The following is a 16,074-nucleotide window of genomic DNA, read 5'->3' on the forward strand; positions in this document are numbered from 1 at the left end:
CCGCCGGCGCGGCGGCGTCGTACGGGCCCGCTCATGGACGGTCGGCCCGTGGCTCAGTCGGCCCGTGGCTCAGTTGTTGGCGACGAAGTCGGTGACCAGCCGGTTGAACTCCTCGGCGTGCTCGATCATCGCCCAGTGACCGCAGCGGTTCAGCACCACCAGACGACTGTCGGGGATGTTCGCCAGCAGGAACAGCGACGTCTCGTAGGAGACCACGCGGTCGTCACGCCCATGGATCAGCAGGGTCGGCACCTGGATCGTCGGCAGCAGCTCGGGCTTGACCCACTTGGGCAGCGGGGCACCCTTGGGCAGGCCCTCCACGTAGTTGCGCAGATGCTCCGGCCGGGCGAGAGCGGCGTCCGAACGGGCCTTGCACAGCTCGGGGGTGGCGAACCGTGCCTTGTCGTAGACCATGATCTCGACGAGCCGGCGCATGTTCTCCGGGCTCGCGTCCCGGTACGCCTCGATCAGGACCTTCAAACCCTCGGACGGGCCGTCGCCGGCGCCGAAGAGAGTGGGCAGCCGCATCCCCACCGGCGGTCCCATGGTGACCAGGTGGGAGATCCGCTCGGGGTGCTCGGTGGCGAGGCGGATCGAGGTCTGCCCGCCCATCGAGTTACCGACGAAGGCGGCCCTGTCGATGCCGAGGACGTCCATGAACTGGATCACGGCCTCGACGTGGTCGAGCCGGTCGACGGTGGCGGCGTCCGACTCGCCCCAGCCCGGCATGTCGACGGCGTACACATGGAAGTGCTCGGACAGGGCCTCGATGTTGCCGGAGAAGTTGCTCCAGCCGGTGGCTCCGGGACCGCTGCCGTGCAGGAGGATGACCGGGTGGCCGGAGCCCGCCTCGTAATAGCGCAGCCTCCAGTCGGCGGTCTCGACGGTGCGGGCGATGTCCTGCGGGTCGAGGGGCATCAGTGGTTCTCTTCCATCGGGTTCGGCGCGGCGGCGAGCAGACCGGCGACGACGCCCGGGGGGCGGTGACCCCAGCTGTGCAGCCGGTCGAGCGTCTTCACCTCCCAGGTCTCCTCGTCGATGATCAGCCCGCCCCAGCCGTACTCGATGCTGAAACCGGACGGCGTGAAGACGTAGAAACTGAACATGTGGTCATTGGGGTGCATGCCGAGCGTCATCTCGAACGGCTGCTTGGCGTCCATGCACCGGTCGTAGGCCAGACCCACGTCACGGATGTCATCGACCTCGACCATGAAGTGGTGCGTCTTCTTCGGCGACGGCAGATCCCCGAAAGCCACGGTGTGATGGCGGCCGTTGCAGTGCAGGAAGATCAGATCGGCGACGACACCCGGGGCCAGCTCCTCGACGATGATGTCGCTGATCCTGAAGCCGAGCAGGTCCAGGTAGAAGCCCAGGTAGGTCTCGCGGGACACGCCGTGCGCCAGCAGGACCTGATGTCCCGCACCGCCGGCGCCGGTCACGAAACCACCGAGCAGCGACGCGGACACGAACGGCGTGGCGGCCTCGGCCAGGCCCTCGACCAGCTCGATCCGATTGCCCATCGGGTCGGCGGTGAGGAAGATCCGGTCCACCTTCCGCGCGGCGGCCAGAGCCTCGTCGCCCTCGGTGACCTCGACACCGGCCGCACGCAGCTTCACGACCAGCGCATCGAGCGCGCCCGCACCCTCGACCTCGTAACCGGTGGCCACCAGATCGTCGGCCGGGCCCTCCGTGACGACCCAGCGGTGCGCCTTCTCATCGGTACGCAGCGTGAAACCGTCCCCGGTCCGCTCGCCGAGCTGCATGCCGAGCAGGTCGACACCGAAGTGCTCCCAGTCGGCGAGGCCGCTCACCTCGTAGACGACGTAACCGAGTTCCTTGACACCGGACAACTCTCTACTCCTCACTCTCAGAACTCTCCGACGGCGGGCACGGCGAGGCCGTGGGTGTCGGCGGCAGCCACGAACCGGTCCGGACGGACCGCGATGACACGGGCCCCGTAACGGCGCATCCAGGGCAGGACGACCTCGTCCAGATCGACCAGCTCGTCCGGCCCCTCGGTGTGCGAGGTCTTCGGACGCACCGCGCGGTAGTGGGCCCCGAGCGCGTCCCAGCCGGCCCTCTCCTCGGCCGACAGCAGCGTCGCCGGGTCGACGTCGTCGCCGAGCAGCACGAAGTGGTGGCCCAGATGATCGTCCAGGCGGGCCATCCGGCCGGCGGTGTCACCGGTGATCGGCTGCGGGATCATTCGGCCGATGACGCTGGCGTCACCGGTCTCACCACGCATCCAGCCGCCCGCGAGGACCGGCGGAGCGGTCAGCGGCGGCTCGAACGGGGTGACCGTGTTCTCGGGCACCGCGTTCATCGCGGCCTGCTCCTCCTCGGAGAGCTCCTGCTTGATCACCTGGCCCAGGCCGATCGCGAGACCCGTGTAGAAGGCGGCACTCGGGCGCCGCTCCGCCTCGTAGGTGTCCAGCCAGCTCTCGGGCAGCTCGCCCTTGAGCACACGGGCCAGCTTCCAGCCCAGGTTGTGCGCGTCGCGCATGCCGGTCTGCATGCCCGCGCCGGCCCACGGCGGCATCAGATGCGCCGCGTCACCGGCCAGGAAGACCCGCCCCTGGCGGAAGGTGTCGGCCATCCGCACGTGATGCTGGTAGAAGGCGTGCTGGTGGATCTCGACATCGTCCTCGGACACGCCGAGCGCCTTCAGCAGAGGCCACACCTCGGCGGCGGTCGGATAGTCCGCCGGGGTCTCGTCGGGCTTGAGCGGGATCTCCCACCGGTGATGGCCCGCGGACAAGGCGATGTCGACGACGGGGCGCTCCTTGTCGGACCAGAAGGTCAGGAAGTCGCGGTCCGGCCACCACCGCTTCACATGGCAGTCGACGACCACCCAGGTGACGTTGTCGGTGTCGCCGAGCAGCTTGCAGCCGATACGGCCACGGGTCGCGCTGCTGCCGCCGTCCGCACCGATGGCATACCGGGCCCGTATGGTGCGGGTCGCACCGTCGGCCACCGAGGTGACGGTGACACCGTCGGCGTCCTGCTCGATGCCGGTGACCTCGTCGCCGTAGTGGACGGTGACCAGGTCGTCGTAGCGCTCCCGCACGGCCGCGCGCAGCTCGGCCTCCATCGTCGGCTGGTAGATGTTGTAGAAGCGCGGAGCGCGGCCCAGGGTGGACGGCGGATGCTCGATCCGCATGATCTCCGTACGGTCGTAGGTCACCCAGCGCAGCGCCCGCTGCGGGTCGATCACCTTCTCGACGCGCTCGTCGATGCCGAGGTCCTGGAAGATCCGCATCGTCCAGTCGTTCACCGTCACGGCACGCGCCCGGGGGTAGATGTCCCGGTCCCGTTCGAAGGCGACGGCGGAGATGCCGTATCGGGCGAGGGTGAGTGCGGCGATCACACCGGTCGGGCCGTAGCCGACAATCGCGACATCCGCGTATCTCTTGGTCATGCGCTGGCTCCGTGGGTCAGGCCCGGACGCGAGGGAGGAAGAAGAGAACCGATCCACCAAGTATTGGACCGATCGGTCGGTACATTCCGAAGGTAACAACGCCCCTCCGTAACCCGTCAAGAGATTCCGGCCACCGATTTCCCGCACACGGCGAGCACCAGCCCCGCCCACAGCCCCGTCGCCACGGCGTCCCACCGCGAAAGCACACTCCGGCGTCGCCTAAACTCCGGAAAGTGGACACGATCGAGACGCCCGCGCCGGAACCACGCAGCAACCGCCGCGGCCGCCGGTCACGGCAGGAGATCCTGGACGCGGCCGCCCGCGTGATGTCCCTACGCGGCTACGCCGGCACATCCATGTCGGCACTCGTCAAAGAGACCGGCCTGCCCAAGAGCGCCTTCTACCACCACTTCTCATCCAAAGCCGGACTGCTCTCCGCCGTCATGGAACAGGGCGCCCACCACTTCTTCGCCGCCATGCGCGACGCCCACCGCGACCCCCCACAAGACGGCACCCCCCGCGAACGGCTCCACTGGTACCTCCGCCGAACCGGCGAAGTCATGGAAGACGGCGAGGAATTCCTACGCCTGCTCCTCGTCCTGGTCATGAGCCGCGAAGCGGCAGAAGCGCCCGAAGCACTGCAGACCGTCATCGCCGTCCGCGACGAAGGACGCGCCTACATGGCCCACATGATCCGCTCGTCCTTCCAGAGCGTCGGCGAAGAGACCGCCGACAAGATCGCCGAGACCCTCGCCCCCTTCGGAATGGCCGGCTACGACGGCGCCTTCGTCGCCCTCCAATCCGAGGGCGGCAGACCCGTCTCCGCGTGGATGGACCAACTCGCCGACTCCATGGCCGCCCTCGGCGAGGCGATCATCGCCGACACCTGACAGCGCGGCAACGAACGACAAAGTGGTGCACGCCCGCCGCACGGGTCGCACACCACTCGTCGATGAAGATGAAAGGGAAAACCCTCAGGTCACCGGCCCTGGTCCATCACCGGGCCCTGGTCCATCACCGGCCCTCGTCCCGCCGCGCAGCCTCCTCCTCGGCCTCCTTCGCCTGGACCTCCGGGTCCAAGCCGTCCTGACCGCTGCCGTCCACGGACGTCAGACGGTTCGACTCAGGCACCTCGGTCGCAGCAGGCGGCTCGACCAGCCAATCCGGGTTGGCCTGCTTGTCCCACCACTTCCACGCCGCCACGGCACCGCCCGCCAGGACACCCAGCACAGCCAGCACCTTCACCACACGGCCGGCCCTCGCCCGCCGCTCATGCCTACGGACCAGCCGCTGAATCTCCTGCGGCGAAACCTGACCGCGCAACGCGGCCAACGCCGCCGCACCACGCGCGGCGGCCTCGTCACGCACAGGCCCGGCCGCGGCGACCGCCTGCTCGATCCTCGGCCGTGAGTAGTCGGCCGCCTGCCGGGCAGCCTTGCGAGTACGGACAGCAGCCTCATGAGCGGCCAGGTCGACCTTCGGCGGCACATGCGTAAGAGCCTGCTCCAGCCGCGGCGCGAGATGCGCGTCGTACTGCAGACGAGCCTGGGCGCGGGCCTGATCGGTGGCCTGCGACACCATCGGCGCCAGCCGTACGCGTGCCTCGTGCGCATACAGTGCGGCCCTGTCCTTGGCGGTGTCGGCGTAGGGCGCCACCACTTCCGCGGCGTGCAGCACGCTGTCCTTCGCCGAGCCGGTCGCGGCGCGCACGCTGTCGATGCGGGTCACGGGATCCTCCTCCTCGGTGGCGTACGGTATTTCGACTTTCCACCCTTTTACGGATCATGCCTGCCGGAGCGCTCCGCGGCATGTGCGGGCGGGCATATGGGTGCCGATAGGCTTGATCAAACCCAATACCGGACCAATGCGATTCAACGGTGGCTTGTCGTCGACAATGCCACGGTTCGCCGCCGCGCGCCCCCGCCAAGGACCCACTCACCCACATTTCTGCCGCAGAAGCCCCCGGTTGCGCGCCCGTGAACGAGTGGCGGGCGACGGATCCCGCAGACCGTGCGAGGATCGGGGGGTCACAGGAAGACAACGGAAGGCAGATCGTGGCTGAGCAGCTTTACGCCACCCTGAAGACCAACCAAGGCGACATCGAGGTCCGGCTCCTCCCGAACCACGCGCCGATCACGGTCAAGAACTTCGTCGAACTCGCCCAGGGTGAGCGTGAGTGGACGAACCCCGCCACCGGAGAGAAGTCCACGGCCAAGCTCTACGACGGCACGGTCTTCCACCGGGTCATCAGCGGCTTCATGATCCAGGGCGGCGACCCGCTGGGCAACGGCACCGGCGGCCCCGGTTACCAGTTCCAGGACGAGTTCCACCCGGACCTCTCGTTCGACAAGCCCTACCTGCTGGCCATGGCCAACGCCGGCCCGGGCACCAACGGCTCGCAGTTCTTCATCACCGTCGCCCCCACGACGTGGCTGAACCGCAAGCACACCATCTTCGGCGAGGTCAACGACGGCGCCAGCCAGAAGGTCATCGACGCCATCGCGACCGCGCAGACGAACCCGCGCACCGACCGTCCCGTGAACGACGTCGTCATCGAGTCGGTCGTCGTGGAGACCCGCGAGGGCTGAGTCCGACACCTCCCACAGGGAACCAAACGCCCCGCTCGTCCGTAAGGATGAGCGGGGCGGTGCATGAGGACGTGCATCGCGTACGACGACCTAGGGGACCTCATGGACCAGTCGGCCGGCAGCCCACAGGACGCGCAGAACCTGCCCGGCTGCTACCGCCACCCGGACCGCGAGACCGGCATCCGCTGCACCCGCTGCGAACGGCCCATCTGCCCCGAATGCATGGTCAGCGCCTCCGTCGGCTTCCAATGCCCCGACTGCGTCCGCGACGGCTCCGGCACCGGTCACGCCCCCACCGCCGCCCAGCCCCGCACGATCGCCGGCGGCACCATCGCCGCCGACCCCCGGCTCCTCACCAAGATCCTCATCGGGATCAACCTCGCCGTCTTCATCGCCGTCCAGACGAGCGATGCCCTGCTCTACGACCTCGTCCTGCGAGGCGAGTGGCCACCGGCCCCCTTCACACCCGCCGAGGGCGTCGCCACAGGCGAGTGGTACCGCCTGGTGACCTCGATGTTCACCCACGAGGAAATCTGGCACATCGCCTTCAACATGCTCAGCCTCTGGTGGCTCGGCGGACCCCTGGAAGCCGCCCTCGGCCGCGCCCGCTATCTCACGCTCTACATCTGCTCCGGCCTGGCCGGCAGCGCACTCACCTATCTGCTCGCCGCCCCCACCCAGGCATCCCTCGGCGCCTCCGGCGCCATCTTCGGTCTCTTCGGCGCGACCGCCGTGCTGATGCGCCGGCTCCAGTACGACATGCGCCCGATCATCGCCCTGCTGGTGATCAACCTCATCTTCACCTTCGGCTGGAGCAACATCGCCTGGCAGGCCCACATCGGCGGCCTCGTGGCCGGCGTCGTCATCGGCTACGCCATGGTCCACGCCCCGCGTGAGCACCGAGCCCTGGTGCAGTACGGCACATGTGCGCTGGTCCTGGCCGCGGTGGCGCTGATGACCGTGCTGAGGACGGTCCAGCTCACCTGAGCCAGGACGTTATCCACGTGAGCGGCCCTGTTGTCCACAGCGTGTGGCGGATCTTGTGCGTACGGTGTGGGGATACTCACGCCCCCTGCCTTTGACCCATGTTCTCGCAGGTCAGACAGGGGGCGTACAAGTGTTCGGAGTGCTCTCGGGTGGCCGGTGTGGCAGTCATACCGGCGTCAACGTCCGATGGGTTATCCACAGATCGTCTTTCTTTTCCCCAGCCGACTTGTGGAAATTGCTGCAAGCTGTGGATAACTCAGCGGATAGCCCTGGGCAGAGCTGCGTTCACCGCGAGGTGGCCGACGGTTCGGGCGCTACTTCCACTGGGTGGAGACGCCGAATCCGGCGGCGATGAAGCCGAAGCCCACCACGATGTTCCAGTTGCCCAGCGCCTCGATGGGCAGCGAACCGTTCGTCACGTAGAAGACGACGATCCATGCCAGGCCGAGGACGAACATGGCCAGCATCACGGGCGCGACCCAGGAGCGGCTGTTCAGCTTGATGGCGGCCGCCTGCTTCGACGGCGGCGGCGTGTAGTCGGCCTTCTTGCGGATACGTGACTTCGGCACGAGGGTCTCTCCTGTCGATGCGCTGCGTGGCCGCGCAGGGAACTGGTCGGGCTCGGGGGGTGTACAAGGGGACTCTGATGGCTCCCCCGGGCGTCCGTTAGCGTAGTGCTTCCGCGGCGCCGAAGGAGATAAGGGTACGTTGAGCAATTCTGCCGACTCTCCCCCAACGGGATCCAGCCCTGCCCGTAGCCGTTTCCGGCCGGTGCGGGTGCTCACGGCGGCGGTCTTCGCTCTCGCCGGGCTGATCTTCTTCACCAGTTTCAATACTGCCAAAGGCACTGATATCCGTACGGATGCCTCGCTGCTGAAGCTTTCGGACCTGATCCATGAGCGCAGTCGTGAGAACGGTGAGCTCGATGATGTGAACGCGTCGCTGCGTGATGACGTGGAGGCGCTGGCGGAGCGGGACGATGGCAGTACCAAGGCCGAGGACGACAAGCTCGCGGCGCTGGAGCACAACGCGGGCACTCAGAAGCTGACGGGTGAGGCCATTTCGGTCACGCTGAATGACGCCCCGCCGGATGCCACGGCCAAGCTTCCGGGGTATCCCGAGCCGCAGCCCGACTATTTGGTGATCCATCAGCAGGACCTGCAGGCCGTGGTCAACGCGTTGTGGCAGAGCGGTGCCAAGGGCATCAAGGTCATGGATCAGCGGCTGATCTCCACCAGCGCCGTGCGCTGTGTGGGTAACACGCTGATCCTCCAGGGGCGGGTCTACTCGCCGCCGTACAAGATCACTGCGGTGGGTGACCCGGAGAAGATGCAGCAGGCGCTCGCTGCGTCGACGGCGATCCAGAACTACATGGTCTACGTGAATGTGTACGGCCTCGGTTGGAAAGTCACGGAGGACGGGACGGTGACTCTGCCGGGCTACTCGGGCACAGTGGATCTGCAATACGCCAAGCCCGTGGAGTGATCTTCCCTGGAGCTGCCGGTGCGCGTCGTCGTGAGGACCGTCAGCGAACTGTGTATCACCGTCGGCACCGTGATCGTCCTTTTCGTCGTCTATGTACTTTTCTGGACGGGTGTGAAGGCCGACAACGTCATGGACGACCAGATCGACCAGTTGCAGGAGCAGTGGGCGCGGGGTGCGGTGCGCCCGACGGACACGGTTCCCGGCGGTGCGGCGGCGAGTCCGGGTGCGACCGTGAGCCCGCCGAAACCGGCGCCGTACGCGGCGGACAGGGCCTTCGCGATCATGTACATCCCGCGGCTTGGTTTCACGTGGAACAAGCCGGTGCTCGAAGGCACCGCGACCAAGACCCTGAAGAAGGGTCTCGGCCACTACGCGAACACCGCCCAGCTCGGTCAGAGGGGCAACTTCTCCGTCGCGGGTCATCGGCGCACGTACGGCGATCCGTTCAAGGACTTTCCCCGGCTGCGGGCCGGTGACGCGGTGGTGCTGACGGACGGGACGACCTGGTTCACGTATCGGATCGACAAAGGCCCCTACAAAACCCTGCCCTCCGACGTTGAGGTGATTGACCCTGTGCCCCGTAAGTCGGGGTACACGCGTGAAGGCCGCTATCTGACGCTGACCACGTGCGATCCCGAGTGGGGGCACAGTCATCGGCTGATCGTGTGGGCTCACCTGGACTCCACGCAGCCTGTGGAGGCTGGGAAACCGGAGGCGTTGCGCCGTTAGTCTGTTGGCTGTACGGCGTGAGTCTGAGTGCCGTGGTGCGACGGAAGGGACGGCATGTACGGCTGGATCTGGCGGCATCTGCCGGGGAATGCGTGGCTGAAGGCGCTGCTCTCGCTCGCGCTGGTCATGGCCGTGGTCTACGTCCTGTTCAACTACGTCTTCCCGTGGGCCGAACCGCTCCTGCCCTTCAACGATGTGACGGTGGACAACCAGTGAGCGCGCGCATTCTTGTCGTGGACAACTACGACAGCTTCGTCTTCAACCTGGTCCAGTACCTCTATCAGCTGGGCGCCGAGTGTGAGGTGCTGCGCAACGACGAGGTGTCGACCACGCATGCCCAGGACGGCTTCGACGGCGTTCTGCTGTCGCCGGGCCCCGGTACGCCCGAGGAGGCCGGAGTCTGCGTCGAGATGGTGCGGCACTGCGCCTCGACGGGGGTGCCGGTCTTCGGTGTGTGTCTCGGTATGCAGTCGATGCAGGTGGCGTACGGCGGTGTGGTGGACCGTGCGCCGGAGCTGCTGCACGGCAAGACCTCGTTGGTGGAGCACGGGGGCAAGGGTGTCTTCGCCGGTCTGCCGTCGCCTTTCACGGCGACTCGCTATCACTCTCTGGCGGCGGAGCCGGTCACGGTGCCGGCTGACCTGGAGGTCACCGCGCGCACCCACGACGGCATCATCATGGGGCTGCGGCACCGTGAACTTCCGGTCGAGGGTGTCCAGTTCCATCCGGAGTCGGTGCTGACCGAGCACGGGCATCGGATGCTGGCCAACTGGCTGGTGGAGTGCGGTGACGAGGGCGCGGTGGCGAGGTCGGTGGGGCTCGCCCCGGTGGTGGGCAGGGCATCGGCGTGACCGCCCTGCGCCCTGAGCGCGAGTCCGGCGCCGCGTACGGGGAGTCCTTCACGGATTCCTACGGCGACGCCGGCGACCAGGGGACCTCGTACGGGCAGCAGCCGTACGAGGGTTCTGGTGCGCTTGGGGAGTGGTACGGCGGGGAGAGTTACGTCACACAGGCTTACGGTCAGCAGGCTTATGGCGATCAGTCCTATGGCGAGCAGCCGTATGCCGAGCCGTATGCCGAGCCGTACATACCCCCGGCGGACGACGAGACCGTAGCCCTGCGGGTTTCGGCCCCACCGTCCGCCGGCGAGTCCATGAGGCCTTCTGCCGCCTCCTCCGCCGCTTCGGCCGCTGGATCCCCGACGGGTGGCCGTGCGGCCCGGAGAAAGGCCGCCAAGCGGCGTCACGGGCGTCATGGGGGCACCCGTCAAGCGTCGGAGGCTGCCGAGTCGGGCTCGGAGGAGCAGTCCGCTGCTCCCCTCTCCCGCGTGGAGGCCCGCAGGCAGGCCAGGGCGCGCAAGGCCAGCCCGGCCACCGTCGCCAGCCGGGCGATCGGTGAGGTGTTCATCACGACCGGCGTGCTGATGCTGCTGTTCGTGAGTTACCAGCTGTGGTGGACCAATGTCCGGGCGCATGCGCAGGCGGACAAGGAGGCCAGCAGCCTCCAGGACGACTGGGCCAACGGCAAGCGCAACCCGGGGACGTTCGAGCCGGGGCAGGGTTTCGCGATCCTGCACATTCCGAAGCTGGATGTCGTGGTGCCGATCGCGGAGGGCATCAGCAACAAGAAGGTGCTCGACCGGGGGATGGTCGGTCACTACGGCGAGGGCAAGCTGAAGACGGCGATGCCGGGTGACAAGACCGGGAACTTCGGTCTGGCCGGGCATCGCAACACACACGGTGAACCGTTCCGCTACATCAACCGGCTCGCCCAGGGCGACGAGATCGTGGTGGAGACGCAGGACAAGTACTTCGTGTACAAGATGGCGTCGATTCTTCCGGTGACGTCGCCGAGCAATGTGAGTGTGCTGGAGCCGGTTCCGCCGGGGTCGGGTTTCACCAAGGCGGGCCGCTACATCACACTCACCACGTGCACGCCGGAGTTCACCAGTAAGTACCGGTTGATCGTCTGGGGCAAGATGGTCGAGGAACGGCCGCGCAGCAAGGGCAAGCCGGATGCGCTCGTCAGTTAAGGGCAGATGAAAAGTGGCAGCGACCACCGAGGGCACGGAAGACCACACGGCCGCGCCCGCCTCACGACGTCCCCCGGTGCGCCGTCGGCGCATGGGCCGGATCGCGATGGCCGTCAGCGTCTTCGGCGAACTCCTCATCACGGCGGGCCTGGTGCTGGGCCTGTTCGTCGTGTACTCGCTGTGGTGGACGAACGTGATCGCCGACCGGGCGGCGGACAAACAGGCGGACAAGGTCCGTGACATCTGGGCCCACCAGGACGGGGACTCCGGTCGTCCCGCCGAGTACGACGCCAAGAACGGCATCGGGTTCCTGCATGTCCCCGCGATGACCAAGGGCGACATTCTGGTGGAGAAGGGCACGACGTCGTCGATCCTCAACGACGGTGTCGCCGGCTACTACACCGACCCGGTCAAGGCGACCCTTCCGGCCTCGGACAAGAAGGGGAACTTCTCCCTCGCGGCGCACCGGGACGGCCATGGGGCGAAGTTCCACAACATCCACAAGCTCAAGAAGGGCGACCCGATCGTCTTCGAGACGAAGGACAAGTGGTACGTCTACAAGGTCTACGCCGTCCTTCCCGAGACGTCGAAGTACAACGTCCAGGTCCTCTCGGACATCCCGAAGGAATCGGGCAGGACGAAGGCGGGCCACTACATCACCCTGACGACGTGCACGCCGGTGTACACGAGCCGCTACCGATACGTCGTGTGGGGCGAACTGGAGCGGGTGGACAAGGTGGACGAGGAACGGACGCTGCCGGAGGAGCTGCGCGGCTAACATGACGGAGGCCCGAAGCCGCAACCAACCTTTGCGGCTTCGGGCCTCTGTGCGTCTGGTCGTGATTACTCCAGGACCGTCAGCGGTTCCCCTGCGCTCCAGCCCTCGAGCAGTCCACGGTGCACCGCGGTGATGCCGGCTTGGGCGGCGATGGTCAGGGCCTCCGGGGTGAAGGGGCACGTCGCCACGTAGAGCGCCACTTCCGCGTTGTGCAGAACCTTCCCCGCCCCGATGAACTTCTGGACCTCGGGGCTGGTGATGTTCAGGTAGGGCGCGAACCTTTTGCATTGGGCGACGAGTCGTCGTCCGTCGGCCGTGAGCGCGATGATGTCGACGCCCCGGTCTCCGTGGCCGCCCTGCACGACGACGTTGGTGCAGCCGTCGCGGCGGAGGAGTTTGGCGATGTGGTGCTCGAAGGTGCGGCCGTGCATGGCGTCCATGGCGGCCATGACTCCGACGGCGGGCCGGTCGTCTCGTACCCCTTCGAGCCTCTGCAGTCGGGCGTGGTGCTGGTGGAGGCGTCGCTCGATGCGCTGGACGCCCGCCCGGAGGGCGATCAGTTCCTTGCGGTGCTCGCCCGACGTTTCGATCAGGGCGTTGAACATGGGGACGACGGTCTTGCCGAGGATGTGGGTGATGCGTTGGTCGATGCGGTCGTCGAGGGACGTGTCGTCGGTGGGGGCTGAGTTTTCCACAGGCTGTGTGCGGGCCAGGTACTCCATGTCGAGGAGGTACACACGCACCTGACGTGCGACTTCGCTGTCGCGGAGGAGCATGGCGACGTTGAGGACGGCGCGGCGGGACCAGATGGCCAGGCTGGAGCGGGGCTGTGGATAACCGCTCCGATAGAAACTCAAGTTGAGTTCCTTAAACTCTCGCAGCTCAGGCCCACGAAGTACTCGCAGTCCATTGGCCTCGAGCTCCTGCCGGTGGCGGTTCAGCAGGTTGTTGATGACTTCTCGGCGACTTCGAAGTACGTCGCCACCATCGCCGTCGTCACATGCATCCCGTCCGGCAGCAGTGACAGGGCCTTCACTCTGTCGAGCACATCGGTTCGTTCCAGCACGCTGTCGCGCAGGCTCTTGGATTCCAGCAGTGCCGATTCGTTGATCACGTTCTGCCCCTCGATCGCGGTGTGGCCGTATGGCCGGGGCGGGGTTCTGAGCCCCCACCCCACCCGATCAACGAGTCATGAAATGTGAAGACACGATCGGCATGCGCACAGTTATCCGGCGTAGTGGACGAAGTGTTGGGCGTTCAGGGCCGGGTCCGTGCGCATGCCCGTGGTGTTGCTAGGCCAGGCCGGACTGGCCGGTGCCGCAGCTTCCCTGGATGATCGTCTTGGTGCTCCAGTTGCCTTCGCAGGCGTAGAAGTAGACGTCGTAGAGCTCGGGGAAGTCCTTGTTCATGTAGCGGACGGTGTCGTTGCCGGAGGTGTTCCAGATGTATCCGGAGCGAACGGCGGGGCCGTTGTAGGAGGTGCTGATCTTCCACTTGACGACTGCGGAGTGGCCGTCCTTGTCGCGGTCCTCGATCGAGAACCAGTCGCCGTCGTGGAAGAAGCAGGCGCGAGCGCCGACGGCGTCGTCGCACATGAATTCATCCCAGTCGGGACCGGCGACGGCGGTGGCGTGCTGGTGGCCGTCGGCGGCGGAGGCTGTGGTGATGGTGAGCATGGTGGCTGCGGCGATGGTGCCGAGGACGGTGGCTGTGCGGGTCTTGAGCATCTGCGGTTTTTCTCCCCGTGTGAAAGGTGATGCGCATGGGATGATGTGGACCTGACAATAGCACAAACACTCGATGAACTTGGGGTGTGTACAGGTCCCGGGCCCACAGCGAAAGGTAAGGGCCCCGGTGCCCTGCTCAGGACACCGGGGCCTCACTCATGAGGTTCGGGGTCAGTCCTCCGTGCGGGCCGATGTTCCGGTCACGCCGCCGAAGATCTGTCCGCCGTTGTCGCCGCCGCCGTTGTTGTTGCCGCCCTGGCCGAAGGCGACCAGGTTGACCGCGGTGCCCTGGGCGACCTGGGTGTTCGGCTGCGGGTCCTGGCTGAGGACCACGGCGTTGTCGTCCTGGGAACCGCTGATCTGACCGACCGAGAGGCCCGCCTGCTCCAAGGCCTTCTTGGCGTCCTTGAGCGACAGCTGGGTCACGGTCGGGACCGTGACTTGCTGCTGCTGGGCCTGCTTGCCGATCTGGATGGTCACCGTGTCGCCCTTGTCGGCTTGGGTGCCGGCCGACGGCGTGGTCGCGATGACCTTGCCGACCTGGTTCGGGTCCTGGGTGTCCACCTCGGTGCAGGTGCCGACCAGATCATTGGCCTCCATCTGCGCCGTCGCCTCGTCACAGGACTTGCCGAGGACGTCCGGCACCGTGGCCTTCTCCTCCTCCTTGGCGATGGTGAGGGTGATGGTCGAGCCCTTCTCCACTTCCTCGCCACGGCTCGGGTCCTGGTCGAGGACGGTGCCCGGTTCGTCGGAGGAGACCTCACGTGTCTCCGTCTTGACCTCGAACTCGTAGTCGCCGGCTTCCAGCTTCGACTTGGCCTCGTCCAGGCTCAGGCCGATCACGCTCGGCACCGTCACCTTCGGCGCGCCCGTGGACACCACGATGTCGACGGTGGAGCCCTTGTCGACCTTGGACTTGGCCGCGGGGGTCTGCTCGCAGATCTTGTCCTTGGGCTGGTTCGCGCACTCCTTCGGAGTGATCTCGCCCAGCTTGAGATCGATGTTGCTGAGCAGGTCCTGTGCGCTTTCCTTCGTCTCACCGACCAGGCTCGGCACAGCCACCTGGCTGTTGCTGGCGTTGTTCCCGTCGAAGACCCACTTGCCGATGAGGATCGCGCCGACGAGGACCAGGATGGCCGCGACCGCCAACAGGATGGTGGAGGTGTTGGACTTCTTCTGGCGGCGTCGGTCCGGGCGGTCGTCGTAGCCGTAGCCGCCGTCGTCCGGGTTCATGGGCGGCAGCATCGACGTGGCGCCGGCGTCCTGGGCGCGCAGGGCCGTGGTCGGCTGGTCGTCCGGGTAGCCGCCGTAGCCCACCGAACCCATGGCCGCGGTGGCGGCGACGGGCTGGCCGTCGAGGCATGCCTCGATGTCGGCGCGCATCTCGTCGGCCGACTGGTAGCGGTAGTTGGGGTCCTTCGTCAGGGCCTTCAGTACGATCGCGTCCATTTCGGGCGTGATCTCGGGGTCGAAGACCGACGGGGCCTGGGCCTCCTCGCGGACGTGCTGGTAGGCCACGGCCACCGGAGAGTCGCCGACGAAGGGGGGCCGTACGGTCAGGAGCTCGTAGAGCAGACAGCCGGTCGAGTAGAGGTCGGACCTCGCGTCCACCTGCTCGCCCTTCGCCTGCTCCGGCGACAGGTACTGCGCGGTGCCGATGACCGCCGCGGTCTGCGTCATCGTCATGCCGGAGTCGCCCATGGCGCGGGCGATGCCGAAGTCCATCACCTTGACCTGGCCGTTGCGGGTCAGCATGACGTTCGCGGGCTTGATGTCGCGGTGGACGATGCCGCTGCGGTGGGCGTACTCCAGACCCTGGAGGATGCCGATCGTCATCTCCATGGCGCGCTCCGGCAGCAGCTTGCGGCCGGAGTGAAGCAGCTCACGGAGCGTCGAGCCGTCCACGTACTCCATGACGATGTACGGGATCGACACGTTGTCGATGTAGTCCTCGCCCGTGTCGTAGACCGCCACGATCGCGGGATGGTTGAGCGAGGCGGCCGACTGGGCCTCCCGGCGGAACCGGGCCTGGAAGGACGGGTCGCGAGCGAGGTCCGCGCGCAGCGTCTTCACCGCCACGGTGCGGCCGAGCCGGGTGTCATGCGCGAGGTAGACCTCCGCCATGCCACCACGGCCGAGCACCTGGCCCAGCTCGTACCGGCCGCCGAGGCGACGCGGCTCTTCCATAGCTACCTACCAGCCCTCTCCGTCGGTCCCGACCTCACCCTTGTGGGTGGGTCGGTGTGCCGTCCGGGCATACCGTACCCGGCTCATCTTGTGTGACCTGGCCAAGCCCGTAACCCGATACAGGACCGGTATCGCAACGTGCA

At 67.0% G+C, this 16,074-nt stretch carries 18 protein-coding genes; 9 read left to right on the forward strand and 9 right to left on the reverse strand.

The genetic code is table 11. The features are described 5' to 3' along the window. Nucleotides 1-69: 69 nt before the first annotated feature. The 3 genes from ACFPQ9_RS09830 to ACFPQ9_RS09840 are packed head-to-tail and all read right to left on the reverse strand — an operon-like array spanning nt 70 to nt 3,418. On the reverse strand, nt 70-918 hold the full coding sequence (locus ACFPQ9_RS09830) for an alpha/beta fold hydrolase (RefSeq protein WP_380849860.1): 849 nt from the start codon (nt 916-918) through the stop codon (nt 70-72). Next, nucleotides 918-1,850, reverse strand: a complete 933-nt coding sequence (locus tag ACFPQ9_RS09835; RefSeq protein WP_380849863.1) for a VOC family protein — start codon at nt 1,848-1,850, stop codon at nt 918-920. Before ACFPQ9_RS09835 ends, ACFPQ9_RS09830 begins: the two co-directional genes overlap by 1 nt. Nucleotides 1,851-1,867: 17 nt before the next feature. Further along, entirely contained in the window at nt 1,868-3,418 is a 1,551-nt protein-coding gene (locus tag ACFPQ9_RS09840) for an FAD-dependent monooxygenase (protein WP_380849866.1), read from the reverse strand. 233 nt (nt 3,419-3,651) lie between these two features. Between ACFPQ9_RS09840 and ACFPQ9_RS09845 the strand changes: the two genes are divergently transcribed. Beyond that, nucleotides 3,652-4,308 carry a TetR/AcrR family transcriptional regulator gene (locus tag ACFPQ9_RS09845; protein WP_380849869.1) on the forward strand — a complete coding sequence of 219 codons (657 nt, stop codon included), beginning with the start codon at nt 3,652-3,654 and terminating at the stop codon, nt 4,306-4,308. 124 nt (nt 4,309-4,432) lie between these two features. On the opposite strand, the gene ACFPQ9_RS09850 is transcribed toward ACFPQ9_RS09845, so the two are convergent. Beyond that, nucleotides 4,433-5,146: a DUF5324 family protein gene (locus tag ACFPQ9_RS09850; RefSeq protein WP_380849872.1), complete on the reverse strand. Its 714-nt coding sequence runs from the start codon at nt 5,144-5,146 to the stop codon at nt 4,433-4,435. Nucleotides 5,147-5,472: 326 nt separating this feature from the next. Between ACFPQ9_RS09850 and ACFPQ9_RS09855 the strand changes: the two genes are divergently transcribed. Then, nucleotides 5,473-6,006 carry a peptidylprolyl isomerase gene (locus ACFPQ9_RS09855; protein WP_380849875.1) on the forward strand — a complete coding sequence of 178 codons (534 nt, stop codon included), beginning with the start codon at nt 5,473-5,475 and terminating at the stop codon, nt 6,004-6,006. Between the two features lie 102 nt (nt 6,007-6,108). Next, on the forward strand, nt 6,109-6,993 hold the full coding sequence (locus ACFPQ9_RS09860; protein ID WP_380850084.1) for a rhomboid family intramembrane serine protease: 885 nt from the start codon (nt 6,109-6,111) through the stop codon (nt 6,991-6,993). Between the two features lie 314 nt (nt 6,994-7,307). Here ACFPQ9_RS09860 and crgA read toward each other — a convergent pair whose 3' ends face one another. Next, the gene (gene crgA, locus ACFPQ9_RS09865; protein ID WP_380849878.1) at nt 7,308-7,562 is read right to left on the reverse strand and encodes a cell division protein CrgA; all 255 of its coding nucleotides are present in this window, start codon (nt 7,560-7,562) and stop codon (nt 7,308-7,310) included. Between the two features lie 139 nt (nt 7,563-7,701). On the opposite strand from crgA, the gene ACFPQ9_RS09870 reads away from it, so the two are divergent. Genes ACFPQ9_RS09870 through ACFPQ9_RS09895 form a run of 6 tightly spaced genes read left to right on the forward strand, consistent with a single transcriptional unit; the run spans nt 7,702 to nt 12,017 of the window. Then, nucleotides 7,702-8,478: a DUF881 domain-containing protein gene (locus tag ACFPQ9_RS09870; protein WP_380849881.1), complete on the forward strand. Its 777-nt coding sequence runs from the start codon at nt 7,702-7,704 to the stop codon at nt 8,476-8,478. Between the two features lie 18 nt (nt 8,479-8,496). Continuing rightward, on the forward strand, nt 8,497-9,207 hold the full coding sequence (locus ACFPQ9_RS09875; protein ID WP_380849884.1) for a class E sortase: 711 nt from the start codon (nt 8,497-8,499) through the stop codon (nt 9,205-9,207). A 54-nt stretch (nt 9,208-9,261) separates the two neighbouring features. Next, nucleotides 9,262-9,423, forward strand: coding sequence for a hypothetical protein (locus ACFPQ9_RS09880; protein WP_380849886.1), 162 nt, complete (start codon nt 9,262-9,264; stop codon nt 9,421-9,423). After that, nucleotides 9,420-10,058: an aminodeoxychorismate/anthranilate synthase component II gene (locus ACFPQ9_RS09885; protein WP_380849889.1), complete on the forward strand. Its 639-nt coding sequence runs from the start codon at nt 9,420-9,422 to the stop codon at nt 10,056-10,058. The genes ACFPQ9_RS09880 and ACFPQ9_RS09885 overlap by 4 nt, the downstream gene beginning before the upstream one ends. Continuing rightward, complete coding sequence (locus ACFPQ9_RS09890) at nt 10,055-11,239, forward strand: class E sortase (protein ID WP_380849892.1); 1,185 nt, start codon at nt 10,055-10,057, stop codon at nt 11,237-11,239. Before ACFPQ9_RS09885 ends, ACFPQ9_RS09890 begins: the two co-directional genes overlap by 4 nt. A 13-nt stretch (nt 11,240-11,252) precedes the next feature. Further along, nucleotides 11,253-12,017 carry a class E sortase gene (locus ACFPQ9_RS09895; protein WP_380849895.1) on the forward strand — a complete coding sequence of 255 codons (765 nt, stop codon included), beginning with the start codon at nt 11,253-11,255 and terminating at the stop codon, nt 12,015-12,017. Nucleotides 12,018-12,082: 65 nt separating this feature from the next. Here ACFPQ9_RS09895 and ACFPQ9_RS09900 read toward each other — a convergent pair whose 3' ends face one another. The 4 genes from ACFPQ9_RS09900 to pknB all read right to left on the reverse strand — a co-directional run bounded on the left by ACFPQ9_RS09900 (nt 12,083) and on the right by pknB (nt 15,931). Further along, nucleotides 12,083-12,874, reverse strand: coding sequence for a restriction endonuclease (locus tag ACFPQ9_RS09900; protein WP_380849898.1), 792 nt, complete (start codon nt 12,872-12,874; stop codon nt 12,083-12,085). An 80-nt stretch (nt 12,875-12,954) separates the two neighbouring features. Beyond that, nucleotides 12,955-13,131: a hypothetical protein gene (locus ACFPQ9_RS09905; RefSeq protein WP_380849901.1), complete on the reverse strand. Its 177-nt coding sequence runs from the start codon at nt 13,129-13,131 to the stop codon at nt 12,955-12,957. Between the two features lie 178 nt (nt 13,132-13,309). After that, nucleotides 13,310-13,744 carry a hypothetical protein gene (locus ACFPQ9_RS09910; RefSeq protein ID WP_380849904.1) on the reverse strand — a complete coding sequence of 145 codons (435 nt, stop codon included), beginning with the start codon at nt 13,742-13,744 and terminating at the stop codon, nt 13,310-13,312. A gap of 171 nt (nt 13,745-13,915) precedes the next feature. Then, nucleotides 13,916-15,931 carry a Stk1 family PASTA domain-containing Ser/Thr kinase gene (gene pknB, locus ACFPQ9_RS09915; protein WP_380849907.1) on the reverse strand — a complete coding sequence of 672 codons (2,016 nt, stop codon included), beginning with the start codon at nt 15,929-15,931 and terminating at the stop codon, nt 13,916-13,918. Between the last annotated feature and the right edge of the window lie 143 nt (nt 15,932-16,074).

The organism is Streptomyces coerulescens (assembly GCF_042657965.1).
Classification (GTDB): domain Bacteria; phylum Actinomycetota; class Actinomycetes; order Streptomycetales; family Streptomycetaceae; genus Streptomyces; species Streptomyces coerulescens.